Below are 15,869 nucleotides of genomic sequence, written 5' to 3' on the forward strand. Positions count from 1 at the left end.
GCTAGCTCACCAGTCGCGCCGAAATCACCAGCGCGAGCACGCACAGTGCCCCGGACCAGGCCAGCCCCCGGAACCACCGTCGGCGCCACAACCACACCGAAACACCAAGCACCGCAGCCACAACGACGAAACCAACCGCACCCGACGGCACCGGAATCGCGGTAGATCCGCCTCCGGACGCGTAATCGGCGACTCTGAGCAACCACCACAGTTCCGGGCCGCAGAACCTCACCAGCAGACCCGCGGCCGGCGGGGAGATGACGGTGAGTGCCGCGGCCGCAGTTCCGAGAATGGTGATGGGGGCGATGACCAGCCCTGCGATCAGATTGGCGGCGACGGAGGAGACACTGAAACTGCCCGAGATGGCGGCAATCAGCGGCGCCGTCACCACCTGCGCGGCGACAGCGATGCACAATGCGTCGGCCAGCGGTTTGGGCCAGCCCCGCGCCGTCAGGCGCATCGACCAGCGTGGTGCCAACACCACCAGCGCCGCCGTCGCGACCACCGACAACGCGAAACCGATGTCGACGGCAAGACCAGGCGACACCGCAAGAAGCACCAAAACCGTTGCCGCCAAGGCAGGTATGGCTTGGCGGCGCCGCGCCGTCAATAGGCCAAGCAGCCCGATCGCACCCATCACCGCGGCGCGCAGCACACTCGGCGACGGCCGTACCAGGACAACGAAGCCCACCAGCACCAGTCCTGCCAACACCACCGAGGCCCGCAGCCCGATCAGCCGTCCCAACAGCAACACCGCCCCACACACGATGGACACGTTGGCTCCGGAGACGGCCATCAGATGAGTGAGCCCCGACGTCCGAAATGCCGCGACGGTTCCCGCATCCAGTGCGCTGGTGTCCCCGAGAACCAGCGCCGGCAACAGCGCGGCTTCATCGGGCGGCAGCGCGGCGCGCGCAGCGTCGACAAATCGATCGCGAATGCCATTGGCCACACTATGAATCGGTGAGTGATCCTCTACCGTGGGTTCCCCCACCGCGGTAAGGGTCGCCACTGTCAGGTCATGCCGGGTGGGGCGCGCAACCGTCGCTCGCACCCGCACCGTGTCACCCACAGCGACCGCGCCCAGCAGCGAGGACGACCCGAAGACCACCACCGAGCCGGTCAGCGCCTGCACCGGATCACCCACTCCGACAAGGTCGGCGCGCATCATCGCCCGGCCACCCGCAATACTCTTGGGATCATCGGTCACCCGCAGCTGTGCCGCGACGACCTGCCCCACCCTGGAACGCAGGGGATGGCTCTGCACCCCGTGATATCGCATCGCGGCCGCCACGGAGAAGCCGATGCCTGCGACGAGAACGGCGAGCATCACGGCAACGACGGCCTTGTCCAACCGGTGACGACACAGCCGTAAGCCAACCGCTCCGACGGCCAGCGTCGCGGCCATGAAATAGCCTATGGGCCAAAGAATTCCGATCGTCGTCGCGGCCCAGCCGACGATCGCGGGTGGCACCAGTCGTAGATCCAGCAGCGGCTCACCGGCCTCTTCCGACTTCACAGCACGACGAGAGCACGGAGCTTGTCCAGCCGCGACGGACCGATCCCATCCACCTCTGCCAGCTGGTCGATGCTGGTGAACTTGCCATGTTCGGATCGCCACCGCACGATCGAGGCCGCCATGACCGGCCCCACGCCGGGGAGCGCATCGAGCTCGGATGCTGTTGCCGTGTTCAGGTTTACCCGTCCCGGTGCAGGCCCTGTGGGGTTCGCGCCCCCGGTCGGCGCCTGTCCGGCGGCGACAATCGAACTCGCCATCCCCACGGGTTGCCCGGGCATCGGTGACAGACCGACCACGATCTGGTCGCCGTCGACAACCGGCCTGGCCATGTTCAAGGTGATCACATCGGCGCCGTCCACCGCTCCCCCAGCCGCCGTCACCGCGTCAGCGACCCGCGCACCGGCGGTCAGGGTGACCAAGCCGGGGCGTTTGACCAAGCCGACCACACTGACCACCAATGAACTCGATGCCGACACCGAGCTCGACGACACCGGTTGCACCGGAGGGAGATTCGCGCTGACAGGAGCAGGCGGCTGACGCATCACGGTGAAGACGGTGACCAGCACCGCCAACACACCAATCGCACCCAACGCGAGAACACCGGCACGGCCGGGGTCGGTCCGGACGGACTCCAGCCAGCCCCGGGTGCCACTCGGTGTCAGCGAATCCGGAAGCCAACGCAGTGCCGACTCGGACTCGAGTCCGGGCGCCGTCCCTACGACGTCGTCGTCATCGCCATCAAGCTCACGTTCGGCCGGTGCCAGACGCCGGTGCAACAGCTCCGATTCCATGTCTCGACGCTAGAAAGCGGCACAACGACGGGCCAGCGGTAGATCGGCAATTGTGGATCAATACGGAATTGTGGACAAAACCTCGATCAGTCCACCGGTTCAGCGCATACCCCGACGGCACCGGGACCCACATGCACCGCAAGCACCGGCCCCATCTCCGAAATCACCGGATCATGGGCGGTCACCAGCCGCGAGCACACCAGCTCGTTCACCTTCTCGGCGGTTTCGGTGTTGTCGACGTGGTGGATTGTCACGGAGACCCGACGCTCACCCACGAACTCGACGATGTTGTCGACCATCGCGCCGATCGCCTTGGTGGCGGTACGCACCCGCTGAGCCAAGACGAGCTTGCCGTCCTCGTCGATCTGCAGTACCGGCTTGAGCGCCAGCGCGGTGCCGAGCCAGGATGAGGTGGCACTGATACGTCCGCTGCGTCTCAGGTGATCCAGCTTGTGCACCACCATCACACACCGGCTGCGCCCCACCGCATCCCGTGCGGCCTGGTACGCCGCACTCAGATCAGCACCGGCGGCCGCGGCCCGCGCCGCGGCCAGGGCGACGAAACCGCTACCCATCGCGGCCGATCGCGAATCAACGACGTGCACCTGCTCGCCGTATTCACGGGCCGCCTGCTCGGCGGCCTCAAATGTGCTCGACAGCCTTCCCGACAGATGGACCGCGACGACTCCGTCGCCGCCGCTGTCGATGAGAGCCTGCCGGTACACCGCAGCCAGCTCGGCCGGCGACGCACCGGCGGTGGTGGCACGGCCCTTCTCGTACACCGAGGCGGGGATGGGATCCACCCCGTCACGCAAGTCCTGATCACCGGTCAGTACATGCAAGGGCACCAGCCGGATACCCAGCATCTGGGCGTCTTGCGGCTGCAGCCGCGCCCCCGAATCCGTCACCACGACAACCGGCATGGGTCACCGAACCCCGAGCTCGGGCAGCGCAGTCTGCAGTGCGTTGATCATCAACTCGGCAACGCGTTCGTGTGCGACAAAGTTCCAGTGGATCCCGTCCGGATTTCCCCGGCCCGAGAAGATCTCCTCGCCGACAGCTTCCTTCAGGTCCACCACGGGCATCTTGTGCTCGGATGCCCAGCTTTGGATGGCCGACGCGGTGGCTTCTCGGCCGGAGTGCACCCGGCCGTACGACTCCGCGATGTGCACCGATGGCAATGAAGCGATCATCGGTAGCCCTGGACGGTTGAAATCGAGTGCACCACGGGTCTTTTCGAGGTATTCCACGGTGAGTTTGGGCGGCAGCGCAACCCGCGCAATGGGCGACAGTCTCGGCTGCAACCAGCCATATCCGTCACGGACCCAGCTCCGCAATTTTGGGGGGCGAATCAACCGAATGGACTCGCGCAGCGCGGTCGGCAGCGGCGACGGCAGTGAATCCATCCCACTGGTCGCGAAGATCACCGCTCCCGCGCGGGGTACCGCTGCCCAGGCGCGTGGATCCTGGATGGCCGCCCACCACACGTCGCGGCACGTCCAACCGATCCGTGCGATCAGTTCCACATCCCAACCGAGATGCTGCCCAACGATATTGGGCCAAATCCTGGGATCATCGGCGGGCAGGCCGCCGGTGGGACCGTAGTAGGACAGCGAATCCGCGAAGATCAGGAGCTTCTTGCGCCCTGCGTCTTCGTCAGAGGACGTCATTGGTCACCTGCGCCGAGGCGTTCCACACGTCCAGGCGCCAGCGGATGTCGTCGAAGCCGGCGCCGTCGGCCGAATGTCCGCCCAGCTGAACCCAGCTCGCGTTACCCATCCCGCCGAGCACCGGCCAATTGCTCACATCCAACCGCAGCAAGGCGGCGGTGAGCGCGGCAATCAAGCCGCCATGCGCCACCAGAACCACCGGGTGATCGCGCTCGTCGGTTCCCCACTCCGGTACCGCAGCAACGAGTTCGGCGACGACAGGCACGCTGCGATTGGCCACGTCGATGCGGCTTTCTCCCCCGTGCGGTGCCAGCGTCGCGTCGTCACGCCATGCGGCGCGGGCGCCCGGGGCGATGGCGTCGACCTCATGGTGAGTCAGGCCCTGCCAGTCGCCCAGATGTGTTTCCCGCAGCCGCTCATCGACCGATACTTCGACGTGACAGCGGTCTGCCAGCGCCGTCGCGGTGTCATACGCGCGCTGCAGATCCGAGGACACAATGGCCAGCGGCAGTCGCTTGGCCAACACCTCGGCAGCCGCCACGGCCTGGGCGCGGCCCAGATCAGACAGTCCGGTGTCGAGCTGTCCCTGCATCCGGCTGTCGGCATTAAAGGTCGTCTGCCCATGCCGCAGCAGCACCAACCGCCGGATCATGCGCCTTCCTCCGTGTCGGCGGCCGTCTCGGTGGAGTACTCGGCCGGCAGCGCGTCCAGGTCAACCGGGATGACCGGGCAGTCACGCCAAAGCCGTTCCAGGGCATAGTAATTACGTTCGTCCTCGTGCTGTACGTGTACCACGACGTCCACGTAATCGAGCAGTGTCCAGCGTCCCTCGCGCCCGCCTTCACGTCGCACCGGCTTCTGGCCGGCCCGACGCAGAACCTCCTCGACCTGATCGACGATCGCATTGACCTGGCGCTCATTGGCCGCCGAGGCGATGACGAAGCAGTCGGTGATGACCAACTGCTCAGAGACGTCGATGACGACGACATCGGTGGCAAGCTTGGACGCGGCGGCCTGGGCGGCCAACGTGGCCAGCTCAACGGCGTCTGGGGCGGCGGTCATGCGGCGTCTCCTCGATTTTGGCTGTAGAGCTGGTGCTTGGCGACGTACTGCACCACCCCGTCGGGTACCAGGTACCAGATGGGCCGCGATTGGCCCGCCCGTATCCGGCAGTCGGTCGACGAGATGGCGAGCGCCGGCACCTCGACAAGTGTGAGCCCGTCCGGCGGCAGCTCGGCATGGGCGATGTGATCGGAACTCAGTTCGTATCCGGGCCGGCTGACGCCGATGAACTTGGCCAAGGTGAACAGCTGCTCCCAGTTCTCCCACGACAGGATCGATGCGAGCGCGTCCGCGCCGGTGATGAAGTACAGGTCCGCGTCGGGATGCGCATCCCGCAGGTCGACGAGGGTGTCGACGGTGTAGGTCGCGCCGCCGCGGTCGATATCCGCCCGGCTGACGGTGAACCGCGGATTCGACGCGGTGGCGATGACCGTCATCAGATACCGATGTTCGGCGGGACTGACCTTGCGCCCCTGCTTCTGCCACGGCTGACCCGTCGGCACGAAGATGACCTCATCGAGCTCAAATCGATCGGCGACCTCGCTAGCGGCAACCAAGTGGCCGTTGTGGATGGGATCGAACGTCCCACCCATCACCCCAAGTCGTCGTCGCTCAGATTGCACGAATTGCCAGCTTACTGGAGTGATAGGCCACGCTAAACCGGTAGCAGGTTGTCGATCACCGCGGCCAGCTGCTTGGCCGAACGGCATTCATGCATGGTGATGGCGTCCTGGTACCGCGTGGCCGCCGAATCTCCGGTTCCCCAGTGGTTCTTGGGCTCGGGGTTGAGCCAGTGGGCGTGGCGGCTGGACGACACCATCGAGGACAGCACCTCGACGGCGGGATTGCGGTAGTTGGTGCGTCCGTCACCCAGGATGAGCAGCGCGCTACGAGGAGACAGCACCGTCGGGAACTTCTCGACAAACGTCTTGAACGCGTGCCCGTAGTCGCTGTGCCCGTCGCCGGTGAACACCTCCGCCTCCCGGGTGATCCGCACGATCGCCTCGGCCAGGTCGGTATCGGGGGTGAACAGGTGGGTCACCTCGTCGGTGGTGTCGATGAAGGCGAACACGCGCACCCGGGAGAACTGCTGGCGCAGCGCGTTGACCAACAACAGCGTGAAATGCGAGAAGCCGGCCACCGATCCCGAGACATCACAGAGCACCACCAGTTCGGGACGTGCGGGCCGGGGCTTCTTCTGCACGACGTCGATCGGCACGCCGCCCGTGGACATGGACTTGCGCAGCGTGCGACGCAGATCGATCTGGCCGGTGTGGGCACGGCGGCGCCGGGCCGCAAGGCGGCTGGCCAGCATCCGCGCCAGCGGGTGCACCACCCGCCGCATGTTGCGCAGCTGCTCCCCCGAGGCGCGCAGGAATTCCACGTTCTCGGCCAACTGCGGCACCCCGTACGCGGTGACGCGTTCTCGCCCCAGCTGTTCCGCGGTGCGGCGTTTGGTCTCCGCCTCAACGAGCTGACGCACCTTCGAGATACGTTCTTTGGCAATCGCTTTCGCCACCGCCCGATCGGTCGGAGATGCTGGGGCATCTGAGTCCCCGTCGCCGAGCAGACCCGCCAGCAGTTTGGCCTCGATCTGATCCAGGGACAGCGACTTCATGGCCTGATACGCCGAATAGGAGGTTCCCCGGGTGGAGTTGTACTTGCCGTAGGCCTCCACGATCTGCGCGATCAACGAATTCAGCGGCCTGTCTCCGGCATCGGAGGACAGCAGGTCCACCAACTCATCGCGTACCTGCTCGATGTCCTGAATGTCCAGAGGTGTCGATTCCTCCGGATCCACCTCGACGAAGCGCGCCCCGAGCCCGGGCGGGAACCACAGGTCAAACAGCACATCGAAGGTGGGGCGATGATCGGAGCGGCGCAATACCGCGCAGGCCAAGCCCTCCCGAAGTTCGGTGCGGCTCTGCAATCCGAGCACGGTCATCACCCGGCCGGCGTCCACGGTCTCCGACGGACCCACCGAAATACCTTGTTCGCGTAGCGCTTCCACGAAGCCCACCAGATGACCCGGCAGCCCGTGCGGCGCCAGGGGCAGCACCGCCCTCGGAGGCTTACGCGGGGGCATTAGCGCCGTCTCTTCTTCGCGCGAGCGCTCATCAGTTCAGCCTCAGCTCTCCGGCGGCACGCTGTTGATCGGAGTGATGTTTGAGGATCACGCCAAGGGTCGACGCGATGACCGCGTCGTCGAGGGTGTCCAGCCCGAGCGCCAAGATGGTGCGCCCCCAATCGATGGTCTCGGCCACCGAGGGCACCTTCTTGAGCTGCATGTTGCGCAGCACACCGATGATCCGCACCAGTTCCTCGGCCAAGGCCGCGGGAAGCTCGGGAACCCGCTTGAGCAGGATGCGCCGCTCCAGCTCGGCGTCGGGAAAGTCGATGTGCAGGAACAGGCAGCGCCGCTTGAGCGCCTCGGACAACTCGCGGGTGGCATTGGAGGTCAACAGCACGAAGGGCTTTCGGCTGGCCGCGATCGTCCCCAACTCGGGGATGGTGACCGCGAAATCGCTGAGCACCTCCAGCAGCAGGCCCTCGATCTCGATATCGGCCTTGTCGGTCTCGTCGATGAGGAGCACGGTGGGGTCCTCGCGGCGGATCGCCGTCAGCAGCGGCCGCGACAGCAGGAACTCCTCGGCGAAGACATCCGTCTTCGTCTCATCCCAGTCACCCGATCCGGCCTGGATACGCAGGATCTGCTTGGCGTGGTTCCACTCGTAGAGAGCGCGCGCCTCGTCGACACCCTCATAGCACTGCAGACGCACCAGACCCGCACCCGTGGTTTGCGCTACCGCCCTGGCCAATTCGGTCTTGCCGACACCCGCCGGGCCCTCCACAAGAAGTGGCTTGCCCAGTCGGTCAGCCAGGAATACCGCCGTCGCCGTGGCGGTGTCCGCCAGATATCCGGTCTCAGCCAGGCGTGTGGTGACGTCATCGATGCTCGTGAACATCGGCGCGGTCTGGGTTCGAGACTGCGATGAGCCGCTCGGGCGAAGAGGATCAGACACGGTGCTCCAGGTGTTAGGCGGGACGGATCTGACCGTCGCCGAGGACGATCCACTTGGTGGTGGTCAGTTCGGGCAGGCCCATCGGGCCACGCGCGTGCAGCTTCTGGGTGGAGATGCCGATCTCGGCGCCAAATCCGAATTGCTCGCCATCGGTGAACGCCGTAGAGGCGTTGACCATCACGGCGGCACTATCCACCCGATCGGTGAATTCCTGGGCCGCACCGAGATTCGCGGTGACGATGGCGTCGGTGTGTCCGCTGGAGTACCGCTCGATGTGGCGGATGGCGGCATCGAGGTCGTCGACGACAGCTGCCGCGATGTCCAGGGAGAGGTATTCGGTGCCGAAATCCTCATCGGTCACCGGCACCACACCCGGCACGGCAAGATCGGCGTGCACGGTGACACCGGCGGCCTGCAGTGCGCCGACGAGTCGTGGCACCGCAACGTCCGCAATGGCCCGGTCGATCAACAGAGTCTCGGCGGCGTTGCACACGCTGGGTCGACGAGTCTTGGAGTTCAACACAATCCGCTCCGCCAGAGCCAGATCGGCGTCGGCGTGCACGTACACGTGGCAGTTGCCCACGCCGGTTTCGATGGTGGGCACCTGCGCATCGCGGACCACCGCGTCGATGAGGCCGGCCCCACCGCGCGGGATCACGACGTCAACCAGTCCACGTGCCTGAATGAGATGGGTGACGGTCAACCGGTCCCGGCTGTCGAGCAGCTGGACCGTATCGGCGGGCAGCGCGCTGGCGACCAGCGACTCGCGCAGCACCCGCACGAGTTCGGTGTTGGAGGTTGCGGCCGAGGAGCTGCCGCGCAGCAGCACCGCGTTGCCCGACTTGAGGGTCAACCCGAATGCGTCGACCGTGACGTTCGGTCGTCCTTCGTACACCATGCCGACCACCCCGAGTGGCACCCTGATCTGGCGCAACCGCAGTCCGTTGGGGCGGGTAGAGCCGCGCAGGATCTCGCCGACAGGGTCCGGTAGACCCGCGACCTGGCGCAGGCCGTCGGCGATACCGGCCACTCGGCGTGCATCGAGGGCCAGGCGGTCGAGCATGGCTTCGTCAATATCAGCATCCCGTGCGCGCTGCAGGTCATCGGCATTGGCCGCGATGATCGAATCGGTGGCTGCGACGACGGCATCAGCCGCCGCGAGGAGCGCGGAGTTCTTCGCATCGGCCGTCAGCCGGGCCAGGTCACGGGCCGCCACACGCGCCCGCCGGGCGGCATCATGAACGCTTGCGCGCAGGTCCTCGGCGTCGCCCGAGAGGCCACCCGCGGACCGCCCAGATCCGTAGGCCAACTCGTTGGTTGAAACGCTCATCGTGTCAGGGTATCCGGGTGGCCGAAATGTAGCTGCGCCAGGACTAACCTAGGCGGGTGACTGAGTTAGCCACGGTATGCGTCCTCGGTAGCGTCAACATGGATCTGACGTTGCGGGTGGAGGAGCTGCCTGCCCCTGGAGCGACAGTGCTGGCGACATCGGCCCTGCCCGCTCCGGGAGGCAAGGGCGCCAATCAGGCCGTGGCGGCGGCGCGGGCGGGCGCTTCGGTGCAGTTCATCGGCGCGGTGGGCTCCGACGGCGCCGCACCGATGCTGCGATCTCACCTGGCGGACAACAATATTGGTCTGGATGGGCTCGTCGAGGTCGACGGACCCAGCGGAATGGCCACCATCACGGTGGAGGATTCCGGCGAGAACTGCATCGTGGTGGCCCCGGGCGCCAATAGTGACTTCACACTGGACGAGAAGCTACACAAGGACATCATCTGCTCGCACGATGTGCTGCTGTGCCAGTTGGAAATCCCCGTAGAAGTGGCGCTGACGGCGGCCCGCTGGGCCGCCGAAGCCGGAAAGCAGTTCGTGCTCAACGCATCCCCGGTACCCGAACGTTCGCCCGACCTGGCAGAGCTGGCCTTTCGCGCCAGCGTGGTCGTCGTCAACCAGACCGAGGCCGCATCCTGGTTGTACCCGTCACGGCATCTGGTCACCACCCTGGGCGACGAGGGGTCGCGCTATCGCAGCCCGCAGGGTGAGCTCACGGTGCCGTCGTATCCGGTGCGTCCGCTCGACACCACCGGCGCCGGTGATGTTTTCGCGGGTGTGCTGGCGGCCTGGTGGCCGCTCGGAGCGGAGACGGCCCTGCGGCACGCGAATGTGGCAGGCGCGCTGGCCACCCTGCGCTCAGGGGCCGGAAACTGCGCCCCGTCCGCTGCCCGGATCGAGCTGTCGCTCAAGGGGTCCTGAGTCAGCGGACGGTGATCACCGGATTGCAGTAACGCCAGGCGTCGCGCTCGTAGGTCAGATACCAATCAGAGGTTGTGGTCTTGGGTGAGTCGTTGCCCCACACCGACGATGTGGTCACCGTGACCGTCGCGTTCTTGGCCTCGATGACATTGACCTTGTCGATATTGGTGACCGTCAGATGCGCGTTCTCCCGCACCACCGCAACCGACGCTTGCCGAAAGGCAGCGGCGTCCTTGCGTTTGGCGGCATCGAGCAGCTGGTCCAGTGTTTCCTGGGTGAGTTTGGGGAACTTGGCGTACAGATCCGAGGGCTTGACGAAGTCGTCCCAGGTGGGAATCCGCGACTCGTTGTTCGCCATTTCCCGGTCGCGGTACTTATCGCACGTCAAGTCGCCGATCTTGTTGGTGTCGACATCGTTGTACGCCTTTTCCCAGGCCCGCACGTGTTCTGTCACCGCGTCCCGATTGGGTGCCGCGTGCACCACGGGTGCACCGAGCGCAGCCAGCGCGGCCACAGCCACGCCGACGGCCAGCATTCGCTTCACGGTTCCCTCCCCTGATTGGCGGTACTTCACACCACGTTATCGCCGCGGAACGCGGCATCCGTTACGGTCGGTCAGCTACCCGAACCCGGCGGATTGCAATCGAGCCACTTGCCGTTTTCCTTGATGAATTTGACGGTCTGCTGCTCACGTTTGGCCGGTTTGTCCCCGGTGGTGGTGGTCACCGTCAATTCCGCGGTGGCCTGATCGCCCTTGATCTCGATGTCCTGGACTTCGGCCTTGACGACGATCAGCGACTTCAGCAGATTGCGCATGGCCGTCTGATACGCCTGGTCATCCTGATTGACGAGGCTGTCCACGACGGCGCTGACGACGTCGGGCGGCACCGTGGGGAACTTCTGCGACAACAATCCCCGCAGCGCGTCGCCCGCGCCCGGCGCGGTGGCGATCTCGGGCGGGACGATCTCGTTCATCGCGGGAATGGGCGGTCCGCTCTGGGCGGTGGCGTCCCGGTACTTGGCACACTTGGTCTCGGCCAGCTTGGCGAAGTCGAAATTCGCGGCATAGGTGTTTTGCTGCTGGACCAAATCGTTGATCTGTTTCTCGTCGTGCACAGTGGCCAGCGCCTCGGCGTTGGGCTGACCGTCACCGTCGACAGTTCGCGTGCAACCCACACCGCCCAGCAACAGGGCCCCCACCAGCGCCGCTCCGGCCCATCTCCGGCAAACCATGACTACCCTCGCTCGTATCGATCACTTGCCCCTGAGCTAATTTCTATCAGTCCAGATCAGCTCGTGCACTCCCACCGAGCAAACCTACCAGTCAGCGCGGCATGAAAATCGCGTTCACCGGCCGGTCGGAGACGTTTTCGCGAGGGGATTACTCCCCTGTCAGCGGGGTATCCAGCAGACCCTGTCGGCCCTGGCCGCCGACAATGCCCTGCGCGTTGTCCTGCTCCGGCGGCGCCGTGCAGTCCTTCCAGTCCTGGCCCTCTCGGATGAGATCCCAGCGCTGATTGGTGCTTGTGCTGCCGACGCGAACCGCGACAATGGCCTCGGCATTGTCGCCGGTGACATCGACACTCTTCACCCGGTACGACAGCTTCGCGAACGAGCTGGCCCACAGCTGGTGCCACGCGGTATCAACCTCGCTCTGGTCCTCGTCGCCGACCGCCTGCACAAAAGCCTCGACCGCATCGCTGGATGCCATCGGGAAAATCTCTTTGGTCTTGGCGCGTAGCTTCTTGACGTTGGCGCCCGCAAGCCGCGTCACGTCCGGCGGCGTGAACATCTGGCTGTGGTCGGCCTCCACCTTGTCGCGATAGTCAGCGCAGTAGGTTGCGCCGTAGGCGGCGGCATCGACGGCCTGCAGCGCGGACAGCTGGCCCGCGATCAGACTCCTGATGTGAGTCTCAGCGGTGTCAGGTGCGGCGCCTGCCACCGCCACCGAGCTGAACAATCCCACTACCAACGCCACCGCGCTCACGAAAGCGCTGATGATCCCCATGCTCCGGCCTGTCATCTGATCCCTCCCCACACGAAGCCCAGGCGATATCCCCCCAAGCTGAGAACTAGCTGAACGTTTCTATCAGGCGCGCAGACGCCGCGCCACTCTTTTCGAGCAAATACGCGAAGGGCTCAGGTGACGAGGTCGTCGGCATGCACGGCGGGGCGCCGCAGATCCTCGGGAAGTTCATTGGTGGAGCGGCCCAGCATGGTCGCCAATTCTGCCACGTCGTAAGCCACCACGCCCCGGCCAACCATCGAACCCTCGACATCGCGAAGCTCGACGACATCACCCCCGTGGAAGCGCCCGGATACCCCGGTAATCCCGGCGGGCAGCAACGACCGTCGCGAAGTCACCACCGCACGCACGGCGCCGGCGTCCAGCGTCAGCGAACCGGTCGCCTCGGCCGCGTAGCGCACCCAGAACTTGCGAGCGGACATGCGTTGCGGCCGCGCCGCGAAAACCGTTCCGCAGGAGCCGTCACCCAGCGCCGCAGCCGCTTCTGTCGCCGAGGCCAACAGCACCGGGACACCGGCGTCGGAAGCCAACAGCGCCGAGGAGAGCTTCGAGGCCATTCCCCCGGTGCCGCGCGAGCCACCGGGGCCGGCGATCACATCGGACAGGTCCTCGGGCCCGCTCACCTCAGATATAAAGCGCGCGTTCCCCTTTCGGGGATCGGAATCGTAGAGCCCATCGATATCGGAGAGCAGCACCAGCGCATCGGCGCCCACGAGATGAGCGACGAGCGCCGACAGGCGATCGTTGTCTCCGAAACGGATCTCGTTGGTGGCCACGGTGTCGTTCTCGTTCACGATGGCGACCGCGTGCAGGGTGCGCAGCCTGTCGAGCGTGCGCTGCGCATTGGTGTGGTGCACCCGCATCGAAATGTCATGAGCGGTCAGCAGCACCTGCCCCACGGTGCGCTCATAGCGCGCGAAGGCGGCGCTCCAGGCGCCGATGAGCGCCACCTGACCCGCACTGGCAGCAGCCTGCTTGGTCGCCAAATCTGTTGGACGCTTGGTCAATCCGAGCGGAACCATGCCGGCCGCGATCGCTCCGGAGGACACGATCACCACATCGGATCCGGCCTTCATCCGGCCCTCGATGACCTCGACGAGGTACTCCATCCGGTCAGCGCTGAAGGTCCCCGTCGCATCGGTGAGCGCAGCGGTACCGACCTTCACCACCACGGTGCGTGCAGACTGAACGGCCTGGCGCGCCTGCGCGCCCGCACTCAGTGCACTGACCGCAGGCCGCTCATCGCCACTCACTCCGGCTCCACTTGACCGCGGCGCACCCGCCTGGCCTGGCGACGCTCTGCGGCACCCACTCGATCAGTCTTGTCGATACGGGCATCGGTGCCGCGCCCGCTCATGGTCACGTCGACGCCTGCCGGTGTCTGCGGCTCCCAATCGAAGGTCATGTCACCGATGGTGACCGCGCAACCGGGCTGTGCCCCAAGTTTGAGCAGCTGGTCTTCGACGCCCAGACGCGCCAACCGGTCGCCCAGATAGCCCACGGCCTCGTCGTTTTCGAAGTTGGTCTGACGAATCCAGCGCTCGGGGCGCACACCGCGGACCACAAAACCACCGGGGTTCTCCAGGTCCGCAGACACGGTGAATCCGCTCTCATCGACAGGGATGGGGCGAATCACCGCGCGGGTCTTCACCGGTTCGGGCCGGGCCGCACGGGCCGCCACGATCATCTCCCACAGCGCGAAAGTCAACGGCCGCAGTCCGTCCCGAGTCAGGGTGGACACCTTGAAAACTGGCCAGCCGCGCTTCGACACCTCTTCGGTGACAAAATCGGCGAGCTCGTCGGCCTCGGCTACGTCAATCTTGTTGAGCACCACCGCGCGGGGCCGGTCGGCCAGGTCACCCAGCACTGAATCATCTTGCAGCGTCGGCTGATACCGCGCCAACTCATTTTCCAGCGCGTCGATATCGGACACGGGATCGCGGCCGGGTTCCAACGTCGCGCAGTCGACAACGTGAACGAGTACCGCGCAGCGTTCGATATGCCGCAGGAACTCCAGACCCAGCCCACGCCCATCGGCCGCGCCGGGAATCAGACCGGGAACATCGGCCATCACAAAGGAGTGATCGCCGGTGGTCACCACACCGAGATTCGGGACCAGCGTCGTGAACGGATAGTCGGCAATCTTCGGCTTGGCCGCCGAAAGCACGGAGACCAGAGAGGATTTGCCAGCCGACGGGAATCCCACCAGCCCCACATCGGCGACTGTTTTCAGTTCCAGAGTCAGGTCGACTTCAGCCCCGGTCTCGCCCAGTAGGGCGAATCCGGGCGCCTTGCGGGCGCGTGATGCCAACGCCGCGTTGCCCAGTCCGCCTCGACCTCCGGCGGCGGCGTCGAAACGCGCACCCGCACCAACCAAATCCGCAAGGATCCGTCCGTCGTTGTCGAGCACCACGGTGCCGTCGGGCACCCTGAGAATCAGGTCGTCGCCGTTGGCGCCGTTGCGGTGACCGCCCATGCCCTGAGTACCGTTGGGTGCCTGCAGATGGGGGTGGAAGTGGAAGTCCAGCAGGGTATGCACCTGCGGGTCCACTTCGAGGATCACGCTGCCGCCGCGACCACCGTTACCACCGTCAGGCCCACCGAGCGGCTTGAACTTTTCACGATGTACCGAAGCACAGCCGTGACCGCCGGTACCTGCCTTGGCATGGATGACAACGCGATCAACAAAACGAGGCATCTAAGCCTCCTTCACACAGTTCTGCGCCCGGTCAGACGCCGAACACAGAACGAAATTAAGCGTCGACCGGGAGGATGTTGATGACCCGGCGGCCGCGCTTGGCGCCGAACTCAACGGTGCCCGCGGAGGTCGCGAACAGGGTGTCGTCACCGCCACGCCCGACGTTGACGCCGGGGTGGAAGTGGGTGCCGCGCTGACGGATCAGGATCTCGCCGGCCTTGACGAGCTGGCCACCGAACCTCTTGACGCCAAGCCGCTGCGCGTTGGAATCACGACCGTTGCGCGAGCTGGACGCGCCCTTCTTGTGTGCCATGTGTCAGACGCTCCTACTTGATTCCGGTGACCTTGAGCACGGTCAACCGCTGACGGTGACCCTGCCGCTTGTGGTAGCCGGTCTTGTTCTTGAACTTGTGGATGCGGATCTTCGGGCCCTTGGTGTGCTCGACGATCTCGCCGGTCACTGCAACCTTGGCGAGCTTGTCGGCATCGGTGGTGACGGTGGCGCCGTCCACGACCAGGGCAACGGGCAGCTGCACCGAGGAGCCGGGCTCCGAGTCGATCTTCTCGACCTTCACCAGGTCGCCGACGGCAACCTTGTACTGCTTGCCACCGGTCTTGACGATTGCGTAGGTCGCCATCGTTGCGTCTACCTCTGCTCTGCTGTTCGGACGCGCGCAACCAGGTCGGTTGACGCATCTGGATCGTGGGGTGGGCCCGCTCAGTAATTCCACTGGGCCACATGCCGCGGGCCGGAAGCCTCGCGACAACTGCTCAAGGCTACTTGACCAGCGGCCTAAGGGTCAAACCGGCTCGCGGAGCTGCAAAGC

Annotated in this window: 18 protein-coding genes; 1 reads left to right on the top strand and 17 read right to left on the bottom strand. The window is 65.7% G+C overall.

Annotated elements, in window-relative coordinates:
* Position 1: 1 nt before the first annotated feature.
* The 10 genes from BKG76_RS01995 to BKG76_RS02040 form a co-directional block, all read right to left on the bottom strand.
* Positions 2–1,492: a ComEC/Rec2 family competence protein gene (locus tag BKG76_RS01995; protein ID WP_407937639.1), complete on the bottom strand. Its 1,491-nt coding sequence runs from the start codon at positions 1,490–1,492 to the stop codon at positions 2–4.
* Positions 1,493–1,515: 23 nt separating this feature from the next.
* Positions 1,516–2,310, bottom strand: coding sequence for a ComEA family DNA-binding protein (locus BKG76_RS02000; RefSeq protein WP_070935509.1), 795 nt, complete (start codon positions 2,308–2,310; stop codon positions 1,516–1,518).
* Between the two features lie 86 nt (positions 2,311–2,396).
* Positions 2,397–3,233 (bottom strand): DegV family protein, encoded by an 837-nt coding sequence (locus BKG76_RS02005; protein WP_070935511.1) that lies wholly within the window; start codon positions 3,231–3,233, stop codon positions 2,397–2,399.
* 3 nt (positions 3,234–3,236) lie between these two features.
* On the bottom strand, positions 3,237–3,980 hold the full coding sequence (gene octT, locus BKG76_RS02010) for a diglucosylglycerate octanoyltransferase (RefSeq protein ID WP_070935513.1): 744 nt from the start codon (positions 3,978–3,980) through the stop codon (positions 3,237–3,239).
* Entirely contained in the window at positions 3,967–4,632 is a 666-nt protein-coding gene (gene gpgP / locus BKG76_RS02015) for a glucosyl-3-phosphoglycerate phosphatase (RefSeq protein WP_070935515.1), read from the bottom strand. Before gpgP ends, octT begins: the two co-directional genes overlap by 14 nt.
* Complete coding sequence (rsfS, locus tag BKG76_RS02020; protein ID WP_070935517.1) at positions 4,629–5,042, bottom strand: ribosome silencing factor; 414 nt, start codon at positions 5,040–5,042, stop codon at positions 4,629–4,631. The genes gpgP and rsfS overlap by 4 nt, the downstream gene beginning before the upstream one ends.
* Positions 5,039–5,665 (bottom strand): nicotinate-nucleotide adenylyltransferase, encoded by a 627-nt coding sequence (gene nadD / locus BKG76_RS02025; protein ID WP_083337882.1) that lies wholly within the window; start codon positions 5,663–5,665, stop codon positions 5,039–5,041. The genes rsfS and nadD overlap by 4 nt, the downstream gene beginning before the upstream one ends.
* A gap of 32 nt (positions 5,666–5,697) precedes the next feature.
* Complete coding sequence (locus tag BKG76_RS02030; protein WP_070935521.1) at positions 5,698–7,128, bottom strand: vWA domain-containing protein; 1,431 nt, start codon at positions 7,126–7,128, stop codon at positions 5,698–5,700.
* A 31-nt stretch (positions 7,129–7,159) separates the two neighbouring features.
* Positions 7,160–8,008 (bottom strand): AAA family ATPase, encoded by an 849-nt coding sequence (locus tag BKG76_RS02035; RefSeq protein ID WP_070935523.1) that lies wholly within the window; start codon positions 8,006–8,008, stop codon positions 7,160–7,162.
* A gap of 70 nt (positions 8,009–8,078) precedes the next feature.
* Positions 8,079–9,395 carry a glutamate-5-semialdehyde dehydrogenase gene (locus BKG76_RS02040; RefSeq protein WP_070935525.1) on the bottom strand — a complete coding sequence of 439 codons (1,317 nt, stop codon included), beginning with the start codon at positions 9,393–9,395 and terminating at the stop codon, positions 8,079–8,081.
* A gap of 56 nt (positions 9,396–9,451) precedes the next feature.
* On the opposite strand from BKG76_RS02040, the gene BKG76_RS02045 reads away from it, so the two are divergent.
* A complete protein-coding gene (locus tag BKG76_RS02045) occupies positions 9,452–10,318 on the top strand; it encodes a ribokinase (protein WP_078278446.1) in 867 nt (288 codons plus the stop codon).
* Between the two features lies 1 nt (position 10,319).
* On the opposite strand, the gene BKG76_RS02050 is transcribed toward BKG76_RS02045, so the two are convergent.
* From BKG76_RS02050 to rplU, 7 genes are all read right to left on the bottom strand, one after another.
* Positions 10,320–10,862, bottom strand: coding sequence for a hypothetical protein (locus BKG76_RS02050; protein WP_070936798.1), 543 nt, complete (start codon positions 10,860–10,862; stop codon positions 10,320–10,322).
* A 71-nt stretch (positions 10,863–10,933) separates the two neighbouring features.
* Entirely contained in the window at positions 10,934–11,551 is a 618-nt protein-coding gene (locus BKG76_RS02055; protein WP_070935529.1) for a hypothetical protein, read from the bottom strand.
* A gap of 148 nt (positions 11,552–11,699) precedes the next feature.
* Positions 11,700–12,341, bottom strand: a complete 642-nt coding sequence (locus tag BKG76_RS02060) for a hypothetical protein (protein WP_070935531.1) — start codon at positions 12,339–12,341, stop codon at positions 11,700–11,702.
* 116 nt (positions 12,342–12,457) lie between these two features.
* Positions 12,458–13,564, bottom strand: coding sequence for a glutamate 5-kinase (gene proB, locus BKG76_RS02065; RefSeq protein ID WP_070936799.1), 1,107 nt, complete (start codon positions 13,562–13,564; stop codon positions 12,458–12,460).
* 29 nt (positions 13,565–13,593) lie between these two features.
* Positions 13,594–15,042: a GTPase ObgE gene (gene obgE / locus BKG76_RS02070; RefSeq protein WP_070935533.1), complete on the bottom strand. Its 1,449-nt coding sequence runs from the start codon at positions 15,040–15,042 to the stop codon at positions 13,594–13,596.
* Between the two features lie 55 nt (positions 15,043–15,097).
* Positions 15,098–15,355: a 50S ribosomal protein L27 gene (rpmA, locus tag BKG76_RS02075; RefSeq protein WP_070935535.1), complete on the bottom strand. Its 258-nt coding sequence runs from the start codon at positions 15,353–15,355 to the stop codon at positions 15,098–15,100.
* 13 nt (positions 15,356–15,368) lie between these two features.
* Positions 15,369–15,680 (bottom strand): 50S ribosomal protein L21, encoded by a 312-nt coding sequence (gene rplU, locus BKG76_RS02080; RefSeq protein WP_005060209.1) that lies wholly within the window; start codon positions 15,678–15,680, stop codon positions 15,369–15,371.
* Between the last annotated feature and the right edge of the window lie 189 nt (positions 15,681–15,869).

This window comes from Mycobacteroides franklinii (assembly GCF_001853795.1).
In the GTDB taxonomy this organism is placed as follows: domain Bacteria; phylum Actinomycetota; class Actinomycetes; order Mycobacteriales; family Mycobacteriaceae; genus Mycobacterium; species Mycobacterium franklinii.

Coding starts and splice junctions, on each gene's coding strand:
- BKG76_RS02000 (WP_070935509.1), bottom strand. CDS start 2,310: ATGGAATCGGAGCTGTTGCACCGGCGTCTGGCACCGGCCGAACGTGAG.
- BKG76_RS02005 (WP_070935511.1), bottom strand. CDS start 3,233: ATGCCGGTTGTCGTGGTGACGGATTCGGGGGCGCGGCTGCAGCCGCAA.
- octT (WP_070935513.1), bottom strand. CDS start 3,980: ATGACGTCCTCTGACGAAGACGCAGGGCGCAAGAAGCTCCTGATCTTC.
- gpgP (WP_070935515.1), bottom strand. CDS start 4,632: ATGATCCGGCGGTTGGTGCTGCTGCGGCATGGGCAGACGACCTTTAAT.
- rsfS (WP_070935517.1), bottom strand. CDS start 5,042: ATGACCGCCGCCCCAGACGCCGTTGAGCTGGCCACGTTGGCCGCCCAG.
- BKG76_RS02030 (WP_070935521.1), bottom strand. CDS start 7,128: ATGCCCCCGCGTAAGCCTCCGAGGGCGGTGCTGCCCCTGGCGCCGCAC.
- BKG76_RS02035 (WP_070935523.1), bottom strand. CDS start 8,008: ATGTTCACGAGCATCGATGACGTCACCACACGCCTGGCTGAGACCGGA.
- BKG76_RS02040 (WP_070935525.1), bottom strand. CDS start 9,395: ATGAGCGTTTCAACCAACGAGTTGGCCTACGGATCTGGGCGGTCCGCG.
- BKG76_RS02055 (WP_070935529.1), bottom strand. CDS start 11,551: ATGGTTTGCCGGAGATGGGCCGGAGCGGCGCTGGTGGGGGCCCTGTTG.
- BKG76_RS02060 (WP_070935531.1), bottom strand. CDS start 12,341: ATGACAGGCCGGAGCATGGGGATCATCAGCGCTTTCGTGAGCGCGGTG.
- obgE (WP_070935533.1), bottom strand. CDS start 15,042: ATGCCTCGTTTTGTTGATCGCGTTGTCATCCATGCCAAGGCAGGTACC.
- rpmA (WP_070935535.1), bottom strand. CDS start 15,355: ATGGCACACAAGAAGGGCGCGTCCAGCTCGCGCAACGGTCGTGATTCC.
- rplU (WP_005060209.1), bottom strand. CDS start 15,680: ATGGCGACCTACGCAATCGTCAAGACCGGTGGCAAGCAGTACAAGGTT.